Below are 19,700 nucleotides of genomic sequence, written 5' to 3'. Positions count from 1 at the left end.
ATTATGAAAAGAATAAAAATAATAAGTTTTTTCTGCCTGATGATGCAATTTTCCTGTACAGATGATTTATATCAGGATCCTATCACGTCAAAAGTGGCTACTAAATTTTATAGCACAGAAATCGAAATTGAAGAAGCCGTTAACGGTACTTATAATGGTTTGCAATTAAATGGCCTTTATGGACTAAATATGGTAGCTCTGGGAGAGATTCCTTCTGATGCGACTTATGATGAAGTTCCACTAAATGATGACGGTACGTTCGGCAAGTTGGATGATTTTAGTGTTACAAGTATTGTCGGTTCAATAGGTGAAACCTGGAGAGATTCTTACAACGCAATTCAGTGTGCTAATGTAGTGTTAAACAGAATCGAAAAGATTCCCTTTAAAGTTGCCGTTACTAAAGATAATCGAATAGGAGAAATGAAATTTATTCGCGCACTTTTGTATTTCAATTTGGTAAGATTGTATGGAGATGTGCCATTAGTTACTAAGGAAACAACAAATCCTAATAGTTATTTAGGGCAGGGAAGAGCATCTACTAAGGTTGTATATGAGCAAATTATAAAAGACCTTACAGAAGCCGAAGTCCTTTTACCTGTAAAAGCCGCTAAACCGGGCAAAGTTATTAAAACTGCTGCACAAGGCTTATTGGGCAAAGTCTATTTGACGCTGCATGATCTGCAAAAAGCTAAAATGTGGTTACTAAAAGTTAAAGATTCTAATAGTCATGATTTAGTGCCTATTGCAGATGTTTTTGATAGTAACAAGGAAACAAATAAAGAAATACTATTTTCAGTTCAATTTGCTTCCGGTATAAATGGTAATAGTGAAGGAAGTAGTATGCATCAAATATTTAGCCCTTCAGGAGCAATATCGGGAGCAAAAGGACATAACCTTCCGACCAAAAATCTGTATAATGAGTATACAACCGCAGATAGCCGTAAAGGTAAATACGTTACCATTACAGTATCAGGAGTTCCTTTTTCTCTAAAACTGACTAAAAGCAGTACAGTTCCTGCAGATGGAGGAAGTAATGTAGTCGTTATTCGTTATGCAGATATTATCTTAATGTTGGCGGAAATAGAAACGGAACAAGGTAATATTGCTGAGGCAGCAACTTACTTAAATTTAATACGAACCCGGGCAGGGCTTGCGAATATTTTTGCTGTAAATCAGGCGGATATGCGAAGTGCTGTTGATTTGGAACGAAAACTTGAATTAGTGGGAGAAGGAGACAGATGGTTTGATTTACTTCGCAAAGGCACGGCAATAACGGTAATGAATCAGTGGTTTAAAAGTGAGGGAATATTGATAACTATTGATAGCCATAATCTCTTAATGCCTATTCCTTTAACAGAGATAAACACGGATCCGGCTATCAAACAAAATCCGGGTTACTAAGTTTTATTAAACACCTGGAAAGAAGCATGATAATTGTAAAAAGTATCAAAATTATGTTTTTTCTGATCATCAAATTTATTTAAATCCAAATATAAAAGTACAAAATGAAAAAAATACACATAGCCATAGTATTGCTGATACTATTCTTCGATATTATTCAGGCTCAAACCCATGCCGATAAGCTCATTGGTATTTTAGAAGATTCCGGGAGCAAATATATTTTTGTGGCTGCGCATCGCGGAGATTGGAGGAATGCTCCCGAAAATTCTATAAAAGCGTTAAAAAAATCTATTGAGATGGGAGTTGACATAATGGAAACAGATGTCAGATTTACAAAAGACAGTGTTTTAGTATTAATGCACGATACGACCATTGATCGTACCACCACCGGAAAAGGGAAATTATCCGATTATACCTATGCTGAATTACAGAAATTTTATCTTACCGGTGGTCTAAACAGAAAGACTTATGAACGAATTCCGACTTTTGAAGAATTTATGCTGACGGCAAAAGGGAAGATACTGATAAACGTTGATAAGAGTTGGGAATATATAGATAAGATTGTTGACGTATTAAAGAAAACGGGAACACTTCGTCAGGCATTAATCAAAGGAGAAGATTCTTATACTGAAGTGAATGCTAAGTATGGTTCACTGCTAAATGATATTTTTTACATTCCCATTGTCAAAGAAGAACAAACAAACCTAAATGCTTTTGTTGATGAGTACCTCAATAAGACCCGTCCTATCGCCTTCGAGATACTATATTCTTTTGAAAAATCACCTATGTTTGAACAAATAAAAAAGATAAAACAAAGAGGAAGAAGAATTTGGGTAAACACCTTATGGGGCGAAATGTGTGCCGGTCATGAAGATGAACGTGCTTTAGATTCCCCCAATGCAAATTGGGGATGGGTTATAGAGCATGGGGCAACAATGATACAAACCGACAGGCCGGCAGAATTATTAGAGTATCTAAAAAGAAAAAGACTTCATACTTTAAATTAGCGAAATTCATGACGAAAAGATACTATCCCAAAAACGTGTAAGTTGAAAAAATTGCCGATAATTTCAGGATAGTGTCTTTAATTCGATAACTCTTTTTTTAATTTGTTGGTAAGTAAGTCGTTTGTATTCAGTGTTTTTTGATCTTTTGCCACACGTGCTTGGTGAACAGGCGAAGTAATTACAGTTTGTCACTAATTATTTTTTTTGCCACTGATTTCAAGAAAGTGGGTTTACAACTTTGACAAAGAGTCGCTAACTTTACAAGCCTATGAGCAAAGAAAGCCACAGATTAAAGGATTAAAAGGATTTACAAAATCTGTGTAAATCCTTTTGATCAGTGGCAAAAAAATAATTCGTGCCAATTGGTGAAATTCGTGGCAAAATGATTAAGAAGGTTATGAAAACGAGGAATCTAAATAACTTGTTTTTAATAACTTAAAAAGAGTTAGATAGAATTAAAATAAAAAGATTCACACTGATAGTATCGAATCATTTTTAATTCTTTAATCTGTGCTATTTTTTGCTCGTAGGTTTTAAGATTAGGAACTTTTTGTCAAAGTCCCGAACGCGCTTTCTTAAAATCTAGAATTACTACAGATTTTATCTGATTAAAGCTTTTTTCTAATATTTTTGTCGTCATATCTTTGAAGAAAACCTCGTTTTTGGCTCTTTTTGAGTGATTTCGGGGTTTGTTTCTTGCAAGGTAATTTTGTAAAACGATAGTTTGTGTTATTGTGGATGTACCTAATTATTTAGTTGTGCAGTATTTTGTAAGAATAAATACTGCCTTTTGCGGTTATTTTTAAAAGCATCACATTGCTACCCGACCTAAGATCACTATAGTTTATTGTAATTTTGTTATAACCTAAATTTAGATTTTTAGCTTTAGAATACAATTCCTGACCGTGAATATTAAAAATTTGCACTTTAATTTCACTATTACTTTTTGAATTAATTTCTATGTTAAAGTATGCTGTGGAAGGGTTTGGGTACACTTTAAATTCAAAATCATTATTTGTTTCTAAATCCTCTGTTTGTACTATCCCTAATTTGTTATCCTTAGCTTCAATAGTTTTAGGTGTGGACGCAACTTCTCTTTTTTCTTGTGTGTTATTTACTTTTTGTGGATATGAAAAATGAGTTTGGATATGATCTTTAAGTTCAGAATATTTAAATTCATGTATTTTAAGTATCCCCGGTATTTTAAATTTTCTATTATTAGAAGTAGAACCCAAGCGAATTTTAGCGGCAGTATTCTTCTGTAAAAATTCATTCATAGGAGAATTAGCATCGTTGAACTTGTAATCCAGACCAAAGTAAGTTGCTGACAAATATTGAGTGCTAATTGGAATTGTAGTTTGCTTTATTTGTACTTCAATCCACATAAAGCGGGCTGTAAAAAAGTATCGGACTGTCCACACTGCATCAACAGGAGTCTGCTCTTTTAGAGTAAATAACGGATCAAATAAAAGATAATCGTAATGAGTGCCATTTTCATGATATCTTCTAAGCATCATGGTTTGATTTTGATAGTAGACTTCTAAAGATCTCCCTTTACTGCTTTCAAAACTCAATAATTGATCCCCATTTTTTGGTGCTTCAAAATCACAAATGATTACTAGTCCATCATTATTTTGGGATAAATTATTTAATTGATTCGCAGTAATAATCTGTGAATTATGATCGGGTTCCGACGTGCTTGTAAACATATTATTCCCATAAGGCGCAAAATAGGAATAAGGCTCTGTCTGAGAAAAAGACATATTAAAATTTAGCACCAATAGTACGGATAAAAACTTTGTTTGTGCTATCGAAAAAGGATAAAGAGAAATATTTTTCATAACGTATAAATTTATATTTAATCAAAAAGTGGATTGTATTTGGGACCAGATATCAGGTCTGTCAGTTGTCAGGACGGATATATTAAAATAAGGGATACTCATTAAGTAGTAATGATCTCCTCTAACGTCAACACGAATATCTTTAATATTCCATTGTGCCCATCTATCTACGTTACCTTTAGGTCCCATGGCCTCTTCAGTATAAGTTCCTGGTCTTAATCCAGTTACTTTATAAGTATACTCAAATAAGTTTTCATATAATTTACCTCCTCTTCTAAAAGAGGTATTGGTAATTTCGCTCTCGCTTTTAAAGTTGGTTTCAAAAGCCATAATTTTATTGCCGGCATTGCTATACCAGGTGTCAATAAATTGAGCTTTAGACTGGATATCGCCACCAGGTTGCAGAATAGGAAAATATAGGATTTTAGAAAGTAAATTAATATCGAAACCGGGTGGCATAGCATCTACAATGTCTTGATAGGTATATACCACTTTGAATGCTACATATTGTAAGGCATTTTTAGTGTTGGCTTCTTCAATACATTTTCTTAATATTAACATATAATCCTCTTTTTGCATTCTTTCTGCGTTTGTTGGATTCAGTTGAGGGTCATAATCACACCTTGCTATGCACTCTTTGGTATACATATCGTTTCGCGATTTGGCACCTTTAATATCAACGGTTAGTACTGTTTTGTTTGCAATCATTTCATCTAGTATGTCAGAAAAAGTTATGAAATTATTGTCACTGATAGTTCCATTGCGCTTTTTTAACTTTAATGTTTTTAATTCATTCAGGTTTTTATCATAAATATAATCCGTATCTGGTCCCGAATAGTTTGTAAGACGGTGTAAGTAATAGTCGTGACTTACAACGATTAAATTATCTTTAGTTCGCGTAATATCCGATTCTATAACTGTTGTGTACTTCAATGCGGCTTTTATAGCTTCAGGAGTATTTTCAGGAGGACCATTACCTAAGTCGTATCCCCAATACCCTCTGTGTGCAGCAAATATGAAGTTAGATTTTTGCTCTAAATTGGGGGATTTAATTTTGCTCCAAATAGTGCAAATTGGATCACCGGAATTATCTAAATTGTAACAAAAATGATTGGAATCAAATTGTGCATTTCCTCCTGATGAATTAATAATGCCAATTCCCGGCACTTTGATTTTAGAAAAAACTGCATTTGTTGTAAATACAAAAATCCTTAATTTAATTTTAGTTGACAAAAAATTATAAACGGATGTTTTTTGAGATTTACCATAACGGGATTTATCAATAGCCCATATGGCTCTTTTAATATCATTACTTGCCCAGTTATCTGGATAATTTGACAACCAACTGACGTCAGTATTGGGTATTGTATTCTTTGCATAAGTATAGGGGACTCCCGCAAAATTAGCTGTGGAAGCACTAGTAGTCAGTAAATAGACTAAAACGCCTCTTTTATTAGGATCACTTTCGTCATAAGTCCAAACTTCCATTTGAATAGTACCATTATTATATGTTTCCCCTATTATTCCTCCGGTTAAATCTGCATTAGGATCAAAAATATTTAATAAACTTATTTCAGCTGTTGTATTTAAAACTTGGTTGGTCTGCCCCACAACTATGGTAACAGAGAAAAAAAACAGTAACTGACTTAAAAAGGCCAAGAATTTTATACCAAATTTTTTGGCGTAAAGATTTGTTTTATACATCGTTTTAAGTTTTTAATTAGGTTTGATCTGCAAATTATGAATGGATTTTTTTAATCCTGTATAGTCTTCTTTGAGTTTATCCAATTCCTTTTGCTGGTTAATGGTATAAAGCATAAGTTCTTCTATTTTCTCTAAAAGTGTTACATTCATTTCATGTAAATTATAACCGTTTTCGGATACAGATTTTTGAGAAGGCATATTGGGTAAATGTTTATTTACAGAAATAAACTCATCGATTTCTTTTAGTGTTTTTAATTCATAAGTATCGTTAAAAACATAATCGGCCCATGTTGCTTTAGGCCCAATTCCATAATCTTCACTCAAAATACCATTATGAACAAATAAATCATAGGAACTTTTCATTGAAGTTTTAATATCACTGGGTTGTACACCCCCAATATATACATTGTCACTAGTGTCCAAATACATATTTGAGCCTGTATTATTTGTTCCAATAAATAGACCGCTGTTTGAAAGAGTGCCAATCCATCCGGTATTATTTTTACCGGGACCCATCATAACTTGAACACCATTAACCTCACTAACGAATCCTCCATTTGCATGAACTTTAAATTGAGGAGAATTAATCCCAATCCCAATATTAGTGCCGGGAAAAAAAACCTGATCATTGCTGTCACCTATATATACTTTATTTCCTGTATTGGACGAAATTTTTAAGCCCTGTTCATCACCATTACTCTGTATATAAGAGGTCTCGCTATCAACCCATGAAGTTATATTGTCGTAACTTGCATTCCATGTAGGATTTTGTATAACAGTCTTACCAAAAAGATGGAGTTCATTTCCGGAAGCGGGAATCTTGGTAAGATACATCAATAAATCAGCGTCGGTAGTTCCTGGTCCTATAAACCAACTGAATGATCTTGGTATATTGGTGGCATTGTTATTAGCATCAATAGTAGTTGTAAAATTGGCATCGTTGGTCCAGTTGTTAGTTCTGTCTGCTGTCAGTTCTGCAAAAGTCAATAACCGTGATTGGGCATAACTCCAATTAAAAGGCATGGATAATAGTACTAAAACCAGTAACGATTTGTTTGCATTTTCAATTAAAAATTTCATAGTTGTTTTCATATTTTGTAGATTTTAAAGGTTAATTTTTGGTGTATGTTTTTTGTTTGTGGCTGGTCAAACACTATTAATCCATACGATTCAATCAGCTGTTACTCTGAGCTAGATTAGTAGAGCTTTGATTCCTTATTGTTTCGGTATAATTACTTCTATTCCCGAAGATGAAATGCTTATTAAGGAGAGTATGTTTTTCTCTATAAGAAGGAAATTATATGTATTAAAATTGTTGGTTTATTTTATAAGTTTTCTTAGTAGAAAATTCAAATTGAATGGCCCTTTAATTTTGTTAATTGTTAATGAAATAAAGAAACTAATTTTTCGTCTGGAGAGCGATGATACTTTGTAATTCCGATTTGGGATTGACAAGCATATTTTGTCAGTTTTATTACTATATTTTCACGAGGTTCTTAAAGTCTGTATTTACATTGTTAACTTTTAAACCATATTAAAAAAAGTAAGAATAAAATTACAATTCAAAAGTAATGCATCTAGGAGTGATGCTTGTCTCTCGATTAATATTTGATTTTAGTGAATTTATATTTGAAAAAGCTTCTATAAGTATCAAAAGGTTGACATAGATTTATATATTTAAAAAAAAGCGTATAATGCTATACTTTTAGCAAAGAACAGCTATTCCGGATTTGCATTGTCTGGAGAAAATCAAAATATTTCAGTTTGAAATACTTTGATAGTGAGGTTTGTAATGTTTTTTTTCTTGCTGGAATTCCGTTACGAAACCCTCAAAAAAGGAGTGTAGGTTTTTGTTTTAAAGTAGAACTTGAATAATAACCTTTTGCTTTAAAATTGATGAAAAATCAAGAATTAAACGACTAATTAATTCAAATTAGACTTCGTATCTTTGATAAAAAATATACCACAATGAAATTATACAAATTACTTAGTTTTTCTTTTTTAGTAGCAACACTGACAAGCTGTACTTTCACAGAAAATATTTATGTAAATGACAACGGAACCGGAAAGTTTTCAGTAGACCTGGACGGTTCTTCCTTAATGGCAATGGCGGGAGACCAAATCGGAAGTCAAATGGGAGCCGAGGCTAAAAAAGACATTGATTCTACTTTTACCTTCAAGCAGTTGTTTGAAGAAAAGAAAGACAGTATTGCCAAGCTTTCGCCGGAAATGCAGAAAGAGTTTAAAAAAATAGAAAACTTTGTAGTTCACACTAAAATGAGTTCAGCAAAGAAAGAATTTTTAATGACTTTCTCAACCGATTTTAAAAATGTAAATGAATTGCAGGACATATTACAAACGCTAAGTACGTTCCAAAAGTTAGATAAAAGTGGAGCTGCAGCTCCATTTGGAGGTGATTTTGGCAACAATAACAGTAAGTTAAGTTATACCTATGACGGAAAGAAATTTACCCGTAAAGCCATAGTCGACAAACAAAAATTGGCAGAAAAGGTAAAAGATAGTACCGCAGATATGTCTAAAATGATTTTTTCATCATCGACATACATTTTAAAATATCATTTCCCGAAAAAAATCAAAAAAGTATCTAATCCCGACGCCTTGTTTAGTGAAGATCGAAAAACAATTACAATTCAATACCCTTTTACGGATTATATGGAGAATCCTGACAAACTTAACTTTGATGTAGAGTTTGAAAAATAATAAAAAATGAATAAAAAAATTCAACTTAAAGATTTAGGAAGTAAAGACTATAAAGCGACCTGGGAATATCAAGAAGAACTTTTTAAAGATATTGTCGACTTAAAAATAAGAAACAGAAGAGAAGAGCTCGATTTAGAAACGCCAAATTATTTGCTTTTTGTAGAGCATCCGCATGTGTATACGTTGGGTAAAAGCGGCGATTTTGAGAATTTGTTGTTAAACGAAAAGCAACTAGAGGCAAAAGGAGCAACGTTTTACAAAATCAATCGCGGTGGTGATATCACCTATCACGGACCAGGACAAATTGTAGGGTATCCGATTTTAGATTTGGAGAATTTCTTTACCGACATTCATAAATATTTACGTTTTCTGGAAGAATCTATTATTCTTACATTGGCAGAATATGGTTTAGAATGCGGACGCAGCGAAGGCGAAACCGGCGTTTGGCTAGGTGTTGGAACTCCGTTTGCCCGAAAAATTTGTGCCCTTGGTGTACGGGCTTCGCGCTGGGTAACCATGCACGGATTTGCCTTAAATGTAAACGTAGATTTAGGGTATTTTGATAATATTATTCCGTGTGGAATTCGTGGAAAAGGAGTTACCTCTTTAAACGTAGAATTAGGTGTAGAGCGTGTCGATGAAGAAGAAGTGAAAGCCAAAATCTTAAAACATCTGACTGCATTATTTGAAACCGAATTCATTTAAAAATAAACTATTTAAAAGAGAAAAAACATGGGGAATTCTGAAGAAAATAACAATTATAAAATTGCTGTTCCTTCAGAATTTCAAACTGTTTTTTCTCATTTTTATTTTGCAGAAAACAAAACCGATTCTCCGATAACGAAAACGCTAATACCCAGTTTTCAGACGATACTGGTATTTACCTTTGGTGCAAAAACCTCTTTAAAATCACAGCAAAACAATATCCTTGAAGCCGAAAAATGTCTTGTTTTAGGCCCCATAAAACAAGCTTTTGATTATACATTAGCATCAGGTTCTCAAATTCTGGTTGCCAATTTCAAAGAAGATGCTTTTTACAGATTCTTCGGAAAGGCCCTTGCAAAACATACCTTACCTGTACATCCGGATGACTTAATTTCCGACAATTGTTTTGCCTCTTTATGGGAAGAGTTGCAGCAAATTCCCGATACAAATGATCGTGTGGCTCATATATTGGCGTTTTGTAAGCCATACTTGAGAGAACAAAATGCAATTGCAATGCTCTTAGCCGATTTTAAAGAACAAGCCTTAAATCCGATTAAAACAATTGCATCCAAAACCAATCAAACAGAACGGAATATTCAGCTCAATCAAAAAAAGGCTTTCGGGTATACCATCAAAGAAGCTAATCGTTACGAGCGTTTTCTAAAAGCCGTTGAGCACATTCAGAAAGATGTAGAGACTACCGGAAAAGTAGACTGGCTTGCCATTGTGGAAGCATGCTGCTATTACGATCAAAGTCAGCTCATTCATGATTTTAAGTATTATATGAATATTTCGCCTACCAAATTTCTGAAATTCCAGAGTGATATCTGTGGTTTTAAGACCCAATAATTTTTTTTAGCATTTCGGATTTCGTTTTCTTACAATTGGTATTCTTTCTTCCGATCTACATTTGTCATGTTCAATCTTAAAAACATAGAAAACATGAAAAACTTAATCATTTACGCACATCCAAATTCAGACAGTTTAAGCCATTTTTTTAAACAAACTATTGTCGAAAGCCTTCAGGAATCAGGTCAGGAAGTTGAAATTCGCGATTTAAATAAGATCGATTTTAACCCCGTTCTTTCTTTAGAAGACATGAAGGGTCAAAGAATGGGAAAAGTAGCCGCAGAAGTGCAAAAAGAGCAGGATTTTATAACTTGGGCAGATCAAATCATTTTTGTTTATCCGATTTGGTGGACAGGAATGCCTGCAATAATGAAAGGCTATATTGACCGTGTTTTTAGTTATGGATTTGCGTACCGATACGATCAGGGCGTTCAAAAGGGACTGTTTACAGGCAAGAAAGCCATCATTGTAAATTCGCATGGGAAATCAAAAGAAGAATATGAAGCCATTGGAATGGATAAAGCGCTGGCTTTAACTTCAGACACTGGGATTTTTACCTATTGCGGACTTGAAATTCAAGAGCATTTTTATTTTGATAAAGCTGACAAAGCTTCTTCGGAGAATAGCGCGGAATGGGGGAATCAGATTAAATCGCTTTTAAAAGAAAATACAATGGTTGTTTAATTTGTTATATTTCTGTGCAATAGTAATTTAAGACAATTTTTTTAAATAATTAGAGTTATTTGTTTTAGATGTCCAAAGACAAATTAGTATTCTTAAAACCTAAAAAATCATGCAAAGTGTAATTACCGATCTCTCGCGATTTATGGAATTTAATGAAGCGGAAAGTATTGCTTTTAGAAGTATACTTAAACTGAAAAAAGTGAAAAAAAATCAGCATCTTTTAGTCGAAGGGGAGGTTTGTAATTTTGGCGTTTTTGTAGCAGAAGGTTGTATTCGCTATTATTATCTGGTTGATGGCGTAGAATCTACGGGCAATTTTTTCTTTGAGAATGATTGGTATTCCGATTTTGAAAGTTTTTTATACGGTAAACCCTCCAGAATAAATATTGAGGCCTTAGAAGATTGTGTATTTTATTTGGCCTACAAACATGATTTTGAAAAATTGGTAGCAGAATATCCGGTCTTTAATTCTTTTTTGCGTGTCATGATGGAAAGAACGATAAAAGGGCTAACAGGACGAAATATGATGATGTCATTATTGTCTAATGAAGAGCGTTACCTGAAGTTTATTAAATATTGTCCAAAAGTAATGGAAAGAGTTTCTTTAAAACACATTGCCAGTTATTTGGGAATAAAACCCGAGAGTTTAAGCCGAATCAGAACCCGATTAACGCTTAATAGTAAAATCTTAACTTAAGTCAATTTTTAAGAAATTTCACCGCTCTATTTTTGCTTTAGTAACTGTAAAGCAAAATAAAAATGAAACGCATATTCCTGATTATTTTTGGCCTTTTTGGCTTTATTTCCGAGGCTCAAACCGGAGCTGTAAAAGGAAAGGTAATTGACAAACAATCTGAAAAACCTTTAGTCGGCGTTCTTGTTACCCTAGTCGGAAATGAGAGTATCGAAGCCGTAACGGATAGTAATGGTAACTTTAAATTACTGAATATCCCTATTGGAAGACAGAATCTTACGATCAGTTTTACAGGTTATGAAAACACTTCGGTTTCTGATCTGGATGTAACTACCGGAAAGGACAATCTGCTGACCATCTCGATGATTGAAAAGTTCAATGCACTGGATGAAATTGTTGTTACTTCCGGATCCAGCAAAGCCAAAGCGATTAATAAAATGGCACTTGTTTCAACCAAACAATTTACCACCGAAGAAGTAAACCGATATGCCGGAGGAAGAAGTGATGTCGCGCGTTTGGTGTCTAATTTTGCTGGAGTATCTACCGGAGATGACAGTCGAAACGATATCGTAGTGCGCGGGAACTCTCCGTCGGGGATGTTGTGGAGGATAGAAGGGATGCCAGTTCCAAGTCCAAATCACTTTTCGACTTTGGGAACAACGGGAGGGCCTATTTCGGCATTAAATCCCAATCTTTTGGCTAATTCTGACTTTTTGACCTCGGCTTTTCCTGCTGAGTACGGTAATGCCATTAGCGGCGTTTTTGATCTTAGTTTCCGAAAAGGAAATCCGGATGACTATGAATATATGATTAGTGCAGGTGCCTATCCCGGTGTAGAATTTATGGCAGAAGGACCTTTGGGCAAAAAAGGAGGTTCGTTTGTAGCAGCTGCAAGATATGGTTTTGTTGGGGTTTTGGGACTGGCGGGAACAGATGCTCAGCCTAATTATCGGGACATTAGTTTTAACGTGGATTTAGGGAAAAGCAAGATCGGAAACTTCTCTGTTTTTGGAATCTATGGCACTTCGGATATTAAATTTCTGGGAAGTAAAATTGATAAAGAAGACCCTTTCGCAGCGCAGGATGAAGATGCTTTTGTGAAGTCGGGATTTGCTTCTATAGGCGTAAAACATAATTTAGAGATCGGAACCCGATCTTATCTAAAGACAATTATCGGAGCTTCCAATGCTGAAAACTCCTATAGAAATGACCGGTATTATGGTTTTCAAACGCCAAACGAAACTAAATTATCTTTCACAGATATCAAAAATTCGGAAAACAGAATTACATTTTCAACCTTGTTCAATTCCAAAATAAATAAGAAAATAACATTCAGGGCAGGGTTACTTTTTGAACATTACACACTTGATGCTAAAATGGCTTCGCGTGACAGACAGCAGGATTCAGACGGAGATGGTTATCCTGATTTTGTTCAGGTCGTCGATAATAATGGTAGTTATAATATTATGCAACCCTTTGCTCAGGGTCAGTTTCGATTGACTGAAAAACTGACTTTTAATGCGGGTGTTCATGGACAGTATTTTTCGATCAATAAAGAGTTTGTTTTGGAGCCCAGAACAGCCTTGTCTTATGCGGTAAATCCAAAAAACACCATTAGTTTCGGGTTTGGTATACATCATCAAAGTGTGCCGGTTCCTGTTTTGTTTTTGAATGAATTTGTGGATGGAAACCCACTGCAGACCAATAAGAATTTAGATTTAGTAGAAAGCAAACATTATGTTTTAGGGTATGATGTTCGACTGGCTAAAAAATGGAGAGGAAAAGTAGAGGTATATTATCAGGATATTAACAAAGCGGCCGTGCAATCTTTTCCAAGTAGTTATTCCTCCTTAACAGAAGGAGCGGATTTTGGTTATTCAATCGATAAAACGTCGCTGATCAGTAAAGGAAAAGGATACAATCAAGGAATAGAATTTACAGTCGAAAAGTTTTTTAGCGAGGGGTATTACGCCTTGTTTACAACGTCATTTTTTGAAAGTAAATACAAAGGAAGTGATGGTATAGATCGAAATTCGCCGTTTAATAATGGTTATGTAATTAATCTTCTGGGAGGAAAAGAATTTAGAATCGGAAAGGAGAAGAAAAATGTCTTTTCAATTGATACTAAGTTTACAACGGCAGGAGGACGTTATTATACCCCTGTAGATTTGGCAGCTTCCAATGATGCGGGTTATGAAATTAGGGATGATGCCAATGCCTTTAGTAAACAATACGATCCCTATTTGAGATTGGATATTAAGTTCGGAATTAAATTTAATAGTAAAAAGAAAAAGAGATTCCACCAGTTTTATATCGATTTTCAAAACGTAACCAATCACACCAACATTTTTACTAAAGAATACAATCGATTAACGAATAGTATCAATCAAAAAGATCAAATCGGATTTTCACCGGATTTCGGATATAAATTTCAATTTTAAGAATCTTAAAAGGAGTATAAAAAAGGAAGCAAAAGAGATGTTTTTTTGCTTCCTTTTGTTGTTTTGATTTCATGTGGAATCTCGAAAAGTACTCGATTAATATCGCCTTTCAATATAGAAAATCCGTTTATATCAGCGTTTTTGCCATTGCAAACCCGTATAATCCGCGTCCAATTCTACACAATCTGTCGCAACTTAATTTCACACACGAATTAAAAAAGCTGTAAAATTCTTTTCAATAAAATTTAAACAAGCACTTATACTTTTACGATTTCTACCCTGCGATTTTTTGCTTTATTCTCCTCACTGTTGTTATCCGTAATTGGCTTATCAGCTCCCCAACCTTTGGTTTGTAATCTTGTCGCATTTATTCCTTTAGAAGTTAATGCAGCTTTTACGGCATTTGCTCTGTCTTGAGAAAGTTTTTTATTGCGAGCGGCAATACCGCTGTTATCGGTATGTCCTTCAATAGCGATTTTAAGGTTGGGATTATTCGTTAGTAATTTTTGGATTTCATCAACAATCGGTAAGGATTCTGTTTTTATTGTGGCTTTATCCGTGTCGAAATTTATGTATAGTGCTATATGTCCTTTAGTATCAAGTTCGTTTTTTATAGCCTCTGCTTTGATAAGAGAAGCCGTCATTTTAAATGGTTTTGTTTCCAGAACCATCCATCCGGCAGAAACAGCATCATCACCGGGCGTAAGTTGTACCCAAATGTTTTTGTCGGCACGGCGAATCAGATAAGTTGTGGTAACGGCACTCGCCATAAATCCATAACCATTCATATATTTTACACGGTTATTATCCGGAACGGTATGAGAGGAGTCCACCGGTACTTTCATTTCAGATACTTTTACACCATCAACACTTTTAATTAACTCTTCCAGATTTCGTGCTACTTCAAGATCGCTGTATGATTTTCCTTCTTTGGCCTTAATTCGGGCATAGAAAATTTTCCCCTCCGGTTTTTCAAAATGGTCTTTTACCCAAAAATAGGCAACATCAAAGTCAGAAGTATTATCTTTTGGATTGCCTTCATAATTTTCAGGTAGATTAAAATAAGGGAAAGCACCAAGAGGTTTGTCTGAAACAGGGACCGAATTAATGTCGAATTGATTAGCGGAAATTGCTGCAGCAGGTTTCTCAGCAGTTGGGGGCGATACCAGAGAATCTGCGGTATCGGTCAGATCATTCTGCTTTTTATTAGAATTGCATGCAAAGGTTATGCACGCAATTAGGGCTAAGGTTAAGGTTTTGATTTTCATATTGGTTCGTTTTTTGAAAATCAAAGATAATAAAGTGAGTAGATTTTAACAAGAATACAGGTCTTGAAAATGTTGTTTTTTGATGTGTAATTATTTAATATAGTGGTGGTTATGGTTTTTGTGATTTGCTAGCTCTTTGTTTTTTGTAGGTCGTCTTACCGATGGTAGTGTTTTAGTGGTGCATATACCTTAATAGTATTGGAATCACCAGGGACCTATTTTTAGAACAACTCCAATTGATCCGGTAGTAATCTAAAAGACATACGATGGTATTTGGTTGGGCCATATTTTTTAATGGCTTCGCGATGTTCTTTAGTAGGATAACCTTTGTTCTTTTTCCAATTGTACATCGGAAACTCTTCGTGAATTTGATTCATATATTCGTCACGATACGTTTTAGCTAAAACGGAGGCAGCGGCAATACTTAAGAATTTAGAATCTCCTTTTATTATACTTTGATTTGGAATTGACTTTAATAAGGCTATTTCAGTTTTGGAGAATTGTTTTCCGAAAGTATTTTTTAAACCCAGTTTTGCATTCAAAGCACGATTACCATCTACAATAATAAATTCCGGGGTCTGATTTAATTTTAAGATACATTCCTGCATGCCTTTCATGGAAGCGTTCAAAATGTTTATTTCATCAATCTCTTTCGGATGTAAGTGTGTTACAGAAAAGCAAATGGCCTGCAGTTCTATAATCGGTTTTAGTTTCTCTCTGACTTTTTCAGATAACTGTTTACTATCATTTAAAATGGAATTGCAAAAATCAACAGGCAGAATTACGGCAGCTGCAGTTACAGGACCGGCCAAACAACCTCTTCCAGCTTCGTCTGTACCAGTTTCAAAAGTAAATCCGGAGAAATTTTTTTCAAGCATTTTGATGTTTTTTTTCAACGACAAATATTGTAATTTTTTTTTATAGATTTTGTAAAATTACCGTTCGGATTTCGTAAAAATATACAAAATGTAAGTATTTGATTTTTAGTGATATATAGTTAAATGCTAGCGATATAGCGCCCTGTAGCATGTTTTTAAATTGTTAAGTTTTATTTTTTTATTAAATGAAATAATGTTAATATTTAGGGTAAAATCTTGTGAAAAGCACGTATAAATACCTCTTTTTGCGGTCAATATTGATGTATTGTTAATCATTGTGTATAAGTTTTGTTAAAAATGTTTTGCTATTTTAAGAAATAATTAAGATGTTTGCGCCATACTAATTCAAAACAAATTAAAATGAAATTAAAATTACAATGGATTTTTACGCTATTAGTAGCGTTGTCTATGCAGTTTTCTTTTGCACAAGAGCGAACTGTATCCGGAAAGGTATCTGACCAAACAGGTGTCATTCCAGGAGTGAATGTTGTTGTTAAAGGAAGTAAGGTAAGTACTTATACTGATTTCGACGGAAGTTATTCAGTAAAAGCAAAAACAGGAGATGTTTTAGTTTTCTCATACGTAGGTTTGAGTAACAAGCAAGTGACTGTTGGAACTTCAAATACTTTAAACGTTAGTTTAGAGTCTGAGGCTCAAATAATGAATGAAGTAGTTGTTGTAGCTTACGGAAAAGTTAAGAAAAGCAGCTATACTGGATCTGTTTCTTCTGTAAAAGCAGAACAGATTGAAGACAGAGCTTTAACGAACGTTTTATCTGGTTTAGATGGTGCTACATCTGGAGTTCAGATTCAAAGTTCAGCTGGTCAGCCAGGTTCAGCTCCTGCGGTACGAATCAGAGGATTCAGTTCTATCAATGGTTCTAACACGCCTTTGTATATTGTTGATGGTGTTCCTTTTACAGGTGATATTAGTAGCATCAATACTACAGACGTTGAAAGTATGAGTGTTTTAAAAGATGCAGCATCTACCTCTTTATATGGATCAAAAGCAGCTAATGGGGTAATTATTATTACTACTAAAATTGGAAAATCTAAAAAGGATAAATTTACATTGAATGTTAGTCAGGGTTTATCTACTAGATCAATTCCTGAATATAGTAGAGTAAGTGCACAGCAATATTACCCATTGACATGGGAAGCTGTTAGAAATGCTCAACCAATGGGAAATCCTACAGAGATTGCTGCTGCTAATCTTTTTGCGACGAATAATGTTAAAAAACTTTTGGTTGTTAATCCATTTAACGTTGCTGACAATAATATTGTAGGGGTAGATGGACAATTAAATCCTAATGCCAGCTTATTATATCCTAATGATTTGGATTGGGAAAAAGCACTTTCAAGAGCAGGTGTGAGAAGAAGTGTTGATTTCTCTTATCAAGGAAGAAGTGAAACTTCAAATTATTTTGTGTCGTTGAGTAACTTAAATGAAGAAGGGAATATTATAAATTCTGATTATGAAAGAACTACGGCTCGTATTAATGTTACTTCAAAATTTAAAGAATGGTTTAAAACAGGATTAAACTTATCTGGAGCTCTTACTGAATCTAAACAAGCGGTTAATGGTGTTACTAGTAGTTCATCTTTTGTAAACCCTTTTAGATCGATTAGATATATGGGACCAATTTATCCTATATTTGATCATAATGCTGATGGTAGCTATATGTTAGATGACGCTGGTAATAAGGTTTATTCTACACTAAGAGGTGAGGGAGCCTCAACTGGTAGAAATATAGTTTACGAAACTTTAAACAATAAAGATGTTGATAGATCGATCTCTTTATCTGCTAGAACTTTTGCCGAATTTAAGATTTCTAAGGATCTTAAGTTCACCACGAATTATGCAATTGACAAACGATCTGTAAACACTTCAACTTATACAAACAAAGTAATAGGTGATGCTATTGGATTAGGAGGAGCATCTAAAGAGGACAATGTTTATACTGGTGTTACTTTTAATCAAATTTTTGATTATTCAAAATCTTTTGGTTCACATAATTTAACTGCATTGCTTGGACACGAAAGTTTTGATTATGAAACTACCTATTTAGATGGGACAAAAAGAGGACAGGTTGTTAATAATAATGATGAATTGATTAACTTTACTACAGTAACCAATTTAACGTCTTATACAAGAGGTTATGCTACAGAATCTTATTTCTCTAGATTAGGATATGATTATGATGGTAAGTATTTGTTATCTGCGTCATATCGTAGAGATGGTTCTTCAAAATTTGCTAAAGATAATCGTTGGGGAGATTTTTGGTCTTTTGGAGGAGCTTGGAATATTTCAAAAGAGAATTTCTTAGTTAATAGTTCTTGGGTTAATGATTTGAGAATTAGAGGATCTTTTGGAGAAGTAGGTAACGATTCTCATATTGATTATGATGCTTTATCATATTATGTAAACCAGCCAACTTATTCATTAGGTTTTGATAATGGTAGTGCAGGAGGTATTCTTGCTGATGGTATTGGAGCGCCAAATTTAAAATGGGAAAAAAACACACAGGCTGATTTAGCTGTTGAATTTGCTTTGTTTAAAAACAGATTTAGTGGAAGTGTTGAATATTATAACCGTAAAACGGATGGTCTTATTTTTAACGTGCCTAACCCATTATCACTTGGATTAGACGATAGAGTTGAGAATATTGGTTCTATGTATAACCATGGTATAGAGATTTCTTTAAATGGGGCATTAGTAAAAACAGCAGATTTTTCTTGGGATCTTAATGTGAATGCTTCAACTATTCAAAATAAAATAACGTCGTTACCACAAAAGGAAATTATCAACGGATCTAAAAAATATTCAGTAGGTAGTTCTGTTTTTGATTACTGGTTAAGAGATTGGTACGGAGTAGATTCAGCAGATGGTTACGCGTTGTATACTTTAGATCCAAATTTAAGTAAGCCAGGAGCAACTGATGAGCGTGTTGTTAACGGAGTTAATGTAACAACAAACCAAAATAAAGCATTATATCACTATGCAGGTTCTGCTTTACCTGACTTGTTTGGTAGTTTTACAAACACATTTAAATACAAAGGATTAGAGTTAAGTCTTATGTTTACTTATCAGTTAGGTGGTAAAACATACGATACGAATTATGCAGCTTTAATGCATACAGGTAATCAATACGGATCAGCCTTAAGTACTGATATTTTAAACAGATGGCAGAAACCTGGGGATGTAACTGATGTTCCAAGATTAGACATCAATAGAAATACACAATCTTCTGCAGCTTCTGACCGTTGGTTGATTGATTCTGATTATTTATCATTCAGACAAGCAAATTTAGCTTATAACTTGCCTAAAAATTTAGTTGATAAATTAGGAATTGATAATATGAGATTTTTTGTAAATGGAGAGAATTTAATTCTTTTTACTAAGAAAAAAGGAATGGATCCAACCCAAAATTTTAATGGTACAACTACAAACAGATTTTCTCCTTCAAGAGTTGTGTCATTAGGACTTAATTTAAACTTTTAATTTTAA

General features: G+C 34.1%; 14 protein-coding genes. 9 read left to right on the top strand and 5 right to left on the bottom strand.

Annotated elements, in window-relative coordinates:
- Positions 1 to 3 precede the first annotated feature (3 nt).
- Positions 4 to 1,401 (top strand): RagB/SusD family nutrient uptake outer membrane protein, encoded by a 1,398-nt coding sequence (locus AB674_RS15170; RefSeq protein WP_047777945.1) that lies wholly within the window; start codon positions 4 to 6, stop codon positions 1,399 to 1,401.
- A gap of 104 nt (positions 1,402 to 1,505) precedes the next feature.
- Positions 1,506 to 2,408: a glycerophosphodiester phosphodiesterase family protein gene (locus AB674_RS15165; protein WP_047777944.1), complete on the top strand. Its 903-nt coding sequence runs from the start codon at positions 1,506 to 1,508 to the stop codon at positions 2,406 to 2,408.
- A gap of 752 nt (positions 2,409 to 3,160) precedes the next feature.
- Here the strand turns inward: AB674_RS15165 and AB674_RS15160 are convergent.
- Genes AB674_RS15160 through AB674_RS21940 form a run of 3 tightly spaced genes read right to left on the bottom strand, consistent with a single transcriptional unit; the run spans position 3,161 to position 7,045 of the window.
- Entirely contained in the window at positions 3,161 to 4,249 is a 1,089-nt protein-coding gene (locus AB674_RS15160) for a T9SS type A sorting domain-containing protein (protein ID WP_047777942.1), read from the bottom strand.
- A gap of 21 nt (positions 4,250 to 4,270) precedes the next feature.
- Positions 4,271 to 5,953, bottom strand: a complete 1,683-nt coding sequence (locus tag AB674_RS15155; protein WP_053004288.1) for a glycerophosphodiester phosphodiesterase family protein — start codon at positions 5,951 to 5,953, stop codon at positions 4,271 to 4,273.
- A 12-nt stretch (positions 5,954 to 5,965) separates the two neighbouring features.
- Positions 5,966 to 7,045: a hypothetical protein gene (locus AB674_RS21940; protein ID WP_053004287.1), complete on the bottom strand. Its 1,080-nt coding sequence runs from the start codon at positions 7,043 to 7,045 to the stop codon at positions 5,966 to 5,968.
- A gap of 876 nt (positions 7,046 to 7,921) precedes the next feature.
- On the opposite strand from AB674_RS21940, the gene AB674_RS15145 reads away from it, so the two are divergent.
- The 6 genes from AB674_RS15145 (at position 7,922) to AB674_RS15120 (ending at position 14,047) form a co-directional block, all read left to right on the top strand.
- Entirely contained in the window at positions 7,922 to 8,674 is a 753-nt protein-coding gene (locus AB674_RS15145) for a hypothetical protein (RefSeq protein WP_047777940.1), read from the top strand.
- Between the two features lie 6 nt (positions 8,675 to 8,680).
- A complete protein-coding gene (gene lipB / locus AB674_RS15140; RefSeq protein WP_047777938.1) occupies positions 8,681 to 9,379 on the top strand; it encodes a lipoyl(octanoyl) transferase LipB in 699 nt (232 codons plus the stop codon).
- Positions 9,380 to 9,406: 27 nt separating this feature from the next.
- Entirely contained in the window at positions 9,407 to 10,228 is an 822-nt protein-coding gene (locus AB674_RS15135) for a DUF6597 domain-containing transcriptional factor (RefSeq protein WP_047777937.1), read from the top strand.
- A 93-nt stretch (positions 10,229 to 10,321) separates the two neighbouring features.
- The gene (locus AB674_RS15130) at positions 10,322 to 10,912 is read left to right on the top strand and encodes an NAD(P)H-dependent oxidoreductase (protein ID WP_047778019.1); all 591 of its coding nucleotides are present in this window, start codon (positions 10,322 to 10,324) and stop codon (positions 10,910 to 10,912) included.
- 109 nt (positions 10,913 to 11,021) lie between these two features.
- Positions 11,022 to 11,609 carry a Crp/Fnr family transcriptional regulator gene (locus AB674_RS15125; RefSeq protein WP_047777935.1) on the top strand — a complete coding sequence of 196 codons (588 nt, stop codon included), beginning with the start codon at positions 11,022 to 11,024 and terminating at the stop codon, positions 11,607 to 11,609.
- A gap of 62 nt (positions 11,610 to 11,671) precedes the next feature.
- A complete protein-coding gene (locus AB674_RS15120; protein WP_047777934.1) occupies positions 11,672 to 14,047 on the top strand; it encodes a TonB-dependent receptor in 2,376 nt (791 codons plus the stop codon).
- A gap of 257 nt (positions 14,048 to 14,304) precedes the next feature.
- Here the strand turns inward: AB674_RS15120 and AB674_RS15115 are convergent, their stop codons facing one another.
- Together AB674_RS15115 and AB674_RS15110 are read right to left on the bottom strand one after the other, a co-directional pair.
- Complete coding sequence (locus AB674_RS15115) at positions 14,305 to 15,315, bottom strand: OmpA family protein (RefSeq protein ID WP_053004286.1); 1,011 nt, start codon at positions 15,313 to 15,315, stop codon at positions 14,305 to 14,307.
- 221 nt (positions 15,316 to 15,536) lie between these two features.
- Positions 15,537 to 16,193 (bottom strand): ribonuclease HII, encoded by a 657-nt coding sequence (locus AB674_RS15110; protein WP_047778016.1) that lies wholly within the window; start codon positions 16,191 to 16,193, stop codon positions 15,537 to 15,539.
- Positions 16,194 to 16,553: 360 nt separating this feature from the next.
- On the opposite strand from AB674_RS15110, the gene AB674_RS15105 reads away from it, so the two are divergent.
- A complete protein-coding gene (locus tag AB674_RS15105; RefSeq protein WP_053004285.1) occupies positions 16,554 to 19,694 on the top strand; it encodes a SusC/RagA family TonB-linked outer membrane protein in 3,141 nt (1,046 codons plus the stop codon).
- The last annotated feature ends 6 nt before the right edge of the window (positions 19,695 to 19,700 follow it).

It is taken from the genome of Flavobacterium sp. ABG, assembly GCF_001027725.1.
In the GTDB taxonomy this organism is placed as follows: domain Bacteria; phylum Bacteroidota; class Bacteroidia; order Flavobacteriales; family Flavobacteriaceae; genus Flavobacterium; species Flavobacterium cupriresistens.
Note: the sequence above shows the minus strand (reverse complement) of the source record. Positions and strands in the feature narration are given on the sequence as shown.

Bases quoted from the DNA above. Each gene is read 5' to 3' on its own strand.
- AB674_RS15130 (WP_047778019.1), top strand. From the start codon at position 10,322: ATGAAAAACTTAATCATTTACGCACATCCAAATTCAGACAGTTTAAGC.
- AB674_RS15155 (WP_053004288.1), bottom strand. From the start codon at position 5,953: ATGTATAAAACAAATCTTTACGCCAAAAAATTTGGTATAAAATTCTTG.
- AB674_RS15110 (WP_047778016.1), bottom strand. From the start codon at position 16,193: ATGCTTGAAAAAAATTTCTCCGGATTTACTTTTGAAACTGGTACAGAC.
- AB674_RS15135 (WP_047777937.1), top strand. From the start codon at position 9,407: ATGGGGAATTCTGAAGAAAATAACAATTATAAAATTGCTGTTCCTTCA.
- AB674_RS15145 (WP_047777940.1), top strand. From the start codon at position 7,922: ATGAAATTATACAAATTACTTAGTTTTTCTTTTTTAGTAGCAACACTG.
- AB674_RS15120 (WP_047777934.1), top strand. From the start codon at position 11,672: ATGAAACGCATATTCCTGATTATTTTTGGCCTTTTTGGCTTTATTTCC.
- AB674_RS15160 (WP_047777942.1), bottom strand. From the start codon at position 4,249: ATGAAAAATATTTCTCTTTATCCTTTTTCGATAGCACAAACAAAGTTT.
- AB674_RS21940 (WP_053004287.1), bottom strand. From the start codon at position 7,045: ATGAAAACAACTATGAAATTTTTAATTGAAAATGCAAACAAATCGTTA.
- AB674_RS15115 (WP_053004286.1), bottom strand. From the start codon at position 15,315: ATGAAAATCAAAACCTTAACCTTAGCCCTAATTGCGTGCATAACCTTT.
- lipB (WP_047777938.1), top strand. From the start codon at position 8,681: ATGAATAAAAAAATTCAACTTAAAGATTTAGGAAGTAAAGACTATAAA.
- AB674_RS15105 (WP_053004285.1), top strand. From the start codon at position 16,554: ATGAAATTAAAATTACAATGGATTTTTACGCTATTAGTAGCGTTGTCT.
- AB674_RS15165 (WP_047777944.1), top strand. From the start codon at position 1,506: ATGAAAAAAATACACATAGCCATAGTATTGCTGATACTATTCTTCGAT.
- AB674_RS15170 (WP_047777945.1), top strand. From the start codon at position 4: ATGAAAAGAATAAAAATAATAAGTTTTTTCTGCCTGATGATGCAATTT.
- AB674_RS15125 (WP_047777935.1), top strand. From the start codon at position 11,022: ATGCAAAGTGTAATTACCGATCTCTCGCGATTTATGGAATTTAATGAA.